The sequence below is a fragment of the Isoptericola variabilis genome, assembly GCF_050311655.1.
Taxonomy (GTDB): Bacteria; Actinomycetota; Actinomycetes; order Actinomycetales; family Cellulomonadaceae; genus Isoptericola; species Isoptericola variabilis.
The window spans coordinates 1-608 of sequence record NZ_JBNOZM010000016.1 but is presented as its reverse complement, the minus strand read 5'-3'; the positions used below and the strand labels follow the sequence as shown (position 1 = coordinate 608).

Below are 608 nucleotides of genomic sequence, written 5' to 3'. Positions count from 1 at the left end.
GACCTGCCCTACGACTACAGCGCCCTGGAGCCGCACATCAGCGGCAAGATCATGGAGCTGCACCACGACAAGCACCACGCGGCCTACGTCACCGGCGCCAACACCGCGCTGGAGAAGCTCGCCGAGGCCCGCGAGTCCGGCGACAACGCCGCGGTGAACCTGCACGAGAAGAACCTCGCGTTCAACCTCGGCGGCCACACCAACCACACCGTGTTCTGGAACAACCTCTCCCCCGAGGGCGGCGGCCAGCCCGAGGGCGAGCTCGCCGAGGCCATCAAGGACACCTTCGGCTCCTTCGACAAGTTCCAGGCCCAGTTCGCCGCCGTCGCCACCGGCATCCAGGGCTCCGGCTGGGCCGTGCTCGGCTGGGACTCCCTCGGCCAGCGCCTGGCCATCTTCCAGCTCTTCGACCAGCAGGCCAACGTCCCCGTCGGCATCACCCCGCTGTTCATGCTGGACATGTGGGAGCACGCCTTCTACCTCGACTACCTCAACGTCAAGGCCGACTACGTCAAGGCCGTGTGGAACATCGCGAACTGGCAGGACGTCGCCGCCCGCCTGCAGCGCGCCCGCACCCAGACCGCCGGACTCATCGTCCCCGCCTGACG

1 protein-coding gene is annotated in these 608 nt (G+C 68.1%); it reads left to right on the top strand.

The genetic code is table 11. The annotated features are described in order from the left end of the window. A partial coding sequence (locus tag ACQP60_RS20875) for a superoxide dismutase (protein ID WP_429736568.1) occupies window positions 1-606 on the top strand: 606 nt, incomplete at its 5' end. Window positions 607-608: the final 2 nt, after the last annotated feature.